This window comes from Streptomyces sp. NPDC060198 (assembly GCF_042728415.1).
Classification (GTDB): domain Bacteria; phylum Actinomycetota; class Actinomycetes; order Streptomycetales; family Streptomycetaceae; genus Streptomyces.
Genome location: NZ_JBHWZJ010000396.1, coordinates 1 through 6,159, shown reverse-complemented (window position 1 = coordinate 6,159; position 6,159 = coordinate 1). Strand labels below are relative to the sequence as shown.

The 6,159-nt window shown below is 71.1% G+C and carries 5 protein-coding genes; 3 read left to right on the top strand and 2 right to left on the bottom strand.

What is annotated here, in order from left to right:
* Positions 1-55: 55 nt before the first annotated feature.
* The gene (gene fabI, locus ACFWEP_RS30155) at positions 56-823 is read right to left on the bottom strand and encodes an enoyl-ACP reductase FabI (protein WP_387374772.1); all 768 of its coding nucleotides are present in this window, start codon (positions 821-823) and stop codon (positions 56-58) included.
* 5 nt (positions 824-828) lie between these two features.
* A complete protein-coding gene (gene fabG, locus ACFWEP_RS30150; RefSeq protein WP_387374770.1) occupies positions 829-1,548 on the bottom strand; it encodes a 3-oxoacyl-[acyl-carrier-protein] reductase in 720 nt (239 codons plus the stop codon).
* Between the two features lie 275 nt (positions 1,549-1,823).
* Here fabG and ACFWEP_RS30145 point away from each other — a divergent pair, with 275 nt between their 5' ends.
* The 3 genes from ACFWEP_RS30145 to tyrS all read left to right on the top strand — a co-directional run bounded on the left by ACFWEP_RS30145 (position 1,824) and on the right by tyrS (position 6,123).
* Positions 1,824-3,347 carry a TldD/PmbA family protein gene (locus tag ACFWEP_RS30145; RefSeq protein WP_387374769.1) on the top strand — a complete coding sequence of 508 codons (1,524 nt, stop codon included), beginning with the start codon at positions 1,824-1,826 and terminating at the stop codon, positions 3,345-3,347.
* Positions 3,344-4,738 (top strand): metallopeptidase TldD-related protein, encoded by a 1,395-nt coding sequence (locus tag ACFWEP_RS30140; RefSeq protein ID WP_387374767.1) that lies wholly within the window; start codon positions 3,344-3,346, stop codon positions 4,736-4,738. Before ACFWEP_RS30145 ends, ACFWEP_RS30140 begins: the two co-directional genes overlap by 4 nt.
* A 116-nt stretch (positions 4,739-4,854) precedes the next feature.
* The gene (gene tyrS, locus ACFWEP_RS30135) at positions 4,855-6,123 is read left to right on the top strand and encodes a tyrosine--tRNA ligase (RefSeq protein ID WP_387374766.1); all 1,269 of its coding nucleotides are present in this window, start codon (positions 4,855-4,857) and stop codon (positions 6,121-6,123) included.
* The last annotated feature ends 36 nt before the right edge of the window (positions 6,124-6,159 follow it).

Genomic DNA, 6,159 nt, shown 5'->3' with positions numbered 1-6,159 from the left:
CCCCGCCGGAGGAGATCCGGATGCGGGTGCGCGGCCGACAGAGGGTCCGTACGGGTCAGGCGCCGATCATGTGCACGCCACCGTCGACGTGGATGATCTCGCCCGTGGTCTTCGGGAAGAAGTCCGAGAGGAGCGCGACCACGCCGCGGCCGGCCGGCTCCGGGTCGGTCATGTCCCAGGCCAGCGGGGAACGGGTGTCCCAGACCTTCGCGAGGTCGCCGAAGCCCGGGATGGACTTCGCGGCCATCGAGCCGAGAGGACCGGCGGAGATCAGGTTGCAGCGGATGTTGTCCGCGCCGAGGTCACGGGCGAGGTAGCGGGAGGTGGCCTCCAGCGCGGCCTTCGCCGGGCCCATCCAGTCGTACTGCGGCCACGCGAACTGCGCGTCGAAGGTGAGACCGACGATCGAACCGCCCTCCGCCATCAGCGGCTTGCAGGCCATCGCGAGCGACTTCAGCGAGAACGCCGAGACGTGCATCGCGGTGGCGACCGACTCGAACGGGGTATTCAGGAAGTTGCCGCCGAGGGCGTCCTGCGGCGCGAAGCCGATGGAGTGGACGACGCCGTCCAGCGTGCCGAGCTCGTCGCGGACCAGGCCGGCGAGGCGGTCGAGGTGCTCGGCGTTGGTGACGTCGAGCTCCAGGACCTTCGCGGGCTTGGGGAGCTTCTTGGCGATGCGCTCGGTCAGGGTGGGGCGGGGGAAGGCGGTGAGGATGATCTCCGCGCCCTGCTCCTGGGCCACCTTCGCGGTGTGGAACGCGATGGACGACTCCATCAGCACCCCGGTGATGAGGATGCGCTTGCCGTCGAGAATTCCGCTCATGGTGATCAGTGACCCATGCCCAATCCGCCGTCAACGGGGATGACGGCTCCAGTGATGTACGACGCGTCGTCGGAGGCGAGGAACCGGACCGCCGAGGCGACCTCCTCGGGCCGCGCGTAGCGGCCGAGCGGCACCTGGGCGACGATGCCCTTGCGCTGCTCCTCGGTGAGCACCTGCGTCATGTCGGTGTCGACGAAACCGGGTGCGACGACGTTGAAAGTGATGTTCCGCGAGCCGAGCTCACGCGCCAGCGACCGGGCGAACCCGACCAGTCCCGCCTTGGAGGCGGCGTAGTTGGCCTGTCCTGCCGAGCCGAGGAGGCCCACGACGGAGGAGATGAGGACCACGCGGCCCTTCTTCGCGCGCAGCATGGCCCGGTTGGCGCGCTTGACCACACGGAAGGTGCCGGTGAGGTTGGTGTCGACGACGGACGTGAAGTCCTCCTCCGACATCCGCATGAGGAGCTGGTCCTTGGTGATGCCGGCGTTGGCCACCAGCACCTCGACGGAACCCTGCTTCTCCTCGATCTCCTTGTAGGCCTGCTCCACCTGCTCGACGTCGGTGATGTCGCAGCGGACCGCGAGCACACCCGCCTCGGTGAGCTCGGCCGGCGGCTCGCCGGAGCGGTACGTGATGGCCACCTTGTCGCCGTTGTCGACGAAGGCGCGGGCGATGGCGAGGCCGATGCCCCGGTTTCCTCCGGTGACGAGAACCGAGCGGCTCAACGGATCACCCTTTCCTTGACGGTCTGGTACGCCGAAAACCTATCGTTACGGTGCGGTGTACGGAGAATCGGGCCCTGACAGTGGCTCGTGCGAGGTGCTGTGGGGTTTCTACAGTCGGGTCCGGCCGCGGGAGCGTGCCGGGCAGCCCTCGGCGGGTGCCGGACGCCGCTTTGGCGGCCACGGCGCGTGACGCCCGCAACCGTCCATCACGCCCCCGTCGCACCGTGATTGACTTCCACCCCGGGCACGATTCCACAGCGCAAGGGAGGCCGTCCGTGGCCCATGACATCGACCCGTCGTTTCTCGCCCTGCCCCTTCGGGCCCTCGCCGACGCGGCCCTCGCACGGGCCCGCGCGCTCGGCTCCACCCACGCGGACTTCCGCTTCGAGCGGGTGCGGAGCGCGACGCTGCGGCTGCGCGACGCCCGCCCCTCCGGTTCCTCGGACACCACCGACCTCGGGTACGCGGTGCGGGTCGTGCACGGCGGGGCGTGGGGGTTCGCGTCCGGCGTCGGCCTGACGATGGACGCGGCGGCGAAGGTGGCCTCGCAGGCCGTCGCCATGGCGAAGCTGTCGGCGAAGGTGATCGCGGCGGCGGGCAGTGACGAGCGGGTCGAGCTGGCGGACGAGCCGGTGCACGGGGAGCGGACCTGGGTCTCCCGTTACGGGATCGACCCGTTCTCCGTACCCGTCGGGGAGAAGACCGGGCTGCTCGCCGAGTGGAGCGGGCGGCTGCTCGCGGCGGCCGGGGTCGCGCACGTGGACGCCTCGCTGACGACCGTCCACGAGAACAAGTTCTACGCGGACACCGCCGGCACGGTCACCACCCAGCAGCGGGTGCGGCTGCATCCGCAGCTGACGGCCGTGGCGGTGGACTCCGCGACGGGCGACTTCGACTCGATGCGGACGCTCGCGCCGCCGGCGGGCCGCGGCTGGGAGTACCTGACCGGCACCGGCTGGGACTGGGACGACGAGCTGGAGCGCATCCCGGAACTGCTGGCCGAGAAGATGCGGGCGCCGGGCGTGGAGGCGGGGACGTACGACTTGGTCGTCGACCCGTCGAACCTCTGGCTGACCATCCACGAGTCGATCGGCCACGCCACCGAGCTGGACCGGGCACTGGGGTACGAGGCGGCCTACGCCGGGACGTCGTTCGCCACCTTCGACCAGCTGGGGAAGCTGGCGTACGGCTCCCCCGCGATGAACGTGACGGGCGACCGGACGACCGAACACGGGCTGGCGACGATCGGGTACGACGACGAGGGCGTCGAGGCGCAGTCCTGGGACCTGGTCAGGGAAGGCACTCTCGTCGGCTACCAACTCGACCGCAGAATCGCCAAGTTGAGTGGCCTCGGCCGGTCCAACGGCTGCGCTTACGCCGATTCGCCGGGCCATGTGCCGGTGCAGCGGATGGCCAACGTCTCGCTGCGGCCGGACCCGGGCGGGCTCTCCACCGAGGATCTGATCGGCGGGGTCGAGCGCGGGATCTACGTGGTCGGTGACCGCTCCTGGTCGATCGACATGCAGCGCTACAACTTCCAGTTCACCGGGCAGCGCTTCTTCCGCATCGAGAACGGCCGGCTCGCCGGTCAGCTGCGGGACGTCGCGTACCAGGCGACCACCACGGACTTCTGGGGCTCGATGGAGAAGGTCGGCGGCCCGCAGACGTACGTGCTGGGCGGCGCCTTCAACTGCGGAAAGGCCCAGCCGGGCCAGGTCGCGGCCGTCTCGCACGGCTGCCCCTCCGCTCTCTTCCGGGGCGTGAACATCCTCAACACGACGCAGGAGGCGGGCCGATGAGCCGCGCGAGCAAGCCGTACGAGATCGTCGAGCGCGCACTCGGACTGTCCACCTCCGACAGCCTGGTGGTCATCGCCGACGAGACCTCCTCGGCGAATCTGCGGTGGGCGGGCAACGCCCTCACCACCAACGGTGTGACCCGGGGCCGGACGCTGACGGTCGTCGCCACCGTGGAGGGCTCCGAGGGGACCGCCTCCGGTGTCGTCTCGCGCGCCGGCGTCACCGCCGACGACCTGGAGTCGCTGGTACGGGCGGCCGAGGCGGCGGCCCGCGCGGCAGGCCCGGCCGAGGACGCACAGCCGCCGGTCACCGGCGTACCGGTCTGCGCGGACTTCACCGACGCCCCCGCCGAGACCGGCCCGGACGTCTTCGCCGACTTCGCCCCGGCGCTCGGCGAGGCCTTCGCCCGGGCCCGCGAGGGCGGCCGGGAGCTGTACGGCTTCGCGCACCACGAGATGACCTCGACCTACCTCGGCACCTCCGCGGGGCTGAGGCTGCGGCACGACCAGCCGAACGGCACGCTGGAGCTGAACGCCAAATCGCCGGACCGCTCCCGGTCCGCGTGGGCGGGCCGGGCGACCCGGGACTTCAAGGACGTCGACCCGGCGGCCCTCGACGCGGAGCTGGCCCGGCGCCTCGGCTGGGCAGAGCGGCGGATCGAGCTGCCGGCAGGCCGGTACCAGACCCTGCTGCCGCCGACCGCGGTGGCGGACCTGCTGATCTACCAGATCTGGTCCTCGACGGCCCGGGACGCCACCGAGGGCCGGACGGTGTTCTCCCGGCCGGGGGGCGGGACGCGGCTGGGCGAGAAGCTCGCGCGGCTGCCGCTGACCCTGCGCAGCGACCCGCACGCGCCGGGGCTGGAGTCGGCCCCGTTCGTGATCGCGCACTCCTCGGGGGACGGGGCGTCGGTCTTCGACAACGGGCTGCCGCTGGAGCCGACCGACTGGATGGCCGGCGGTCGGCTGGAGCGGCTGACCACCACCCGGCACACGGCGGCCCTGACCGGGCTCCCGGTGGCACCGGCGATCGACAACCTGCTGCTGGAGGGCGGCGGCGAGCGGACGCTGGACGAGATGGTCGCGGCCACCACCGGCCGGGCACTCCTGCTGACCTGCCTCTGGTACATCCGCGAGGTCGATCCGGCGACGCTGCTGCTGACCGGCCTGACCCGGGACGGGGTCTATCTGGTGGAGGACGGCGAGGTGGTCGGTGAGGTGAACAACTTCCGGTTCAACGAGTCGCCCGTCGACCTGCTCTCCCGTGCCTCGGAGGCCGGTCGCACCGAGCGGACGCTGCCGCGCGAGTGGGGCGACTGGTTCACCCGCGCCGCGATGCCCGCACTGCGCGTGCCGGACTTCCACATGAGTTCGGTCAGCCAGGGGGTCTGAGCCGGGCCCGCCCCGTAAACCCATCGGGGGCGGCCCGGGACACCGCTTAGACTGGCCGGGCGTGGGCCCACCAGGCACGGAGGCCCACTGTTCAGACGCTAAGGAGACACGGAACCGTGACGGACATCGTCGACGAGCTCAAGTGGCGCGGGCTGTTCGCCCAGTCCACTGACGAGGACGCCCTGCGCAAGGCTCTTGGCGACGGTCCGGTCACCTTCTATTGCGGCTACGACCCGACCGCGTCCAGCCTGCACGTCGGCCACCTGGTCCAGGTGCTCACGATGCGCCGGCTCCAGCGGGCGGGCCACCGGCCGCTGGCGCTGGTGGGCGGGGCGACCGGTCAGATCGGCGACCCCCGTCCGACCGCCGAGCGCACGCTGAACGACCCGGAGACCATCGCCGCCTGGGTGACCCGGCTGCGCTCGCAGATCGAGCCGTTCCTGTCCTTCGAGGGCGAGAACGCCGCGGTCATGGTGAACAACCTGGACTGGACCGCGGGCATGTCCGCGATCCAGTTCCTGCGGGACATCGGCAAGCACTTCCGGGTCAACAAGATGCTGACCAAGGACTCGGTGGCCCGCCGCCTGGAGTCCCAGGAGGGCATCAGCTACACCGAGTTCAGCTACCAGCTGCTCCAGTCCATGGACTTCCTGGAGCTGTACCGGCGCCACGGCTGCGTCCTCCAGCAGGGCGGCAGCGACCAGTGGGGCAATCTCACGGCCGGCATCGACCTGATCCACCGGGTGGAGCCCGCGGCGACGGTGCACGCGCTCGCGACCCCGCTGATGGTCAAGGCGGACGGGACGAAGTTCGGCAAGACCGAGGGCGGCGCCGTCTGGCTGGACCCGGAGATGACGACCCCGTACGCCTTCTACCAGTTCTGGCTGAACGTCGACGACCGCGACATCTCGCCGTACATGCGCATCCTCAGCTTCAAGTCGCAGGCGGAGCTGGAGGAGCTGGAGAAGGTCACCGAGGAGCGTCCGCAGGCTCGTGCGGCGCAGCGCGCGCTGGCCGAGGAGCTGACCGCCCTGGTGCACGGCGCCGACCAGTGCGCGGCCGTCATCGCCGCGTCGAAGGCGCTGTTCGGCCAGGGCGAGCTGGGTGAGCTGGACGAGGCGACGCTGGGTGCGGCGCTCTCCGAGCTGCCGCACGCGAAGCTCGCCGAGCCGGCGCCGCTGGTGGACCTGCTGGTCGAGGCCGGTCTCGCGCCGAGCAAGTCGGGTGCCCGCCGCACGGTGAACGAGGGCGGCGCCTACCTGAACAACGCCAAGATCACCGACGGTGACGCCCTGCCCGCCGCCGAAGACCTGCTGTACGGGCGGTGGCTGGTGCTGCGCCGGGGCAAGAAGAACCTCGCGGTGATCGAGATCGCCGCGGGCTGACGCCTTCCGCACACGGCGAAGGCCGGGCACGCACGT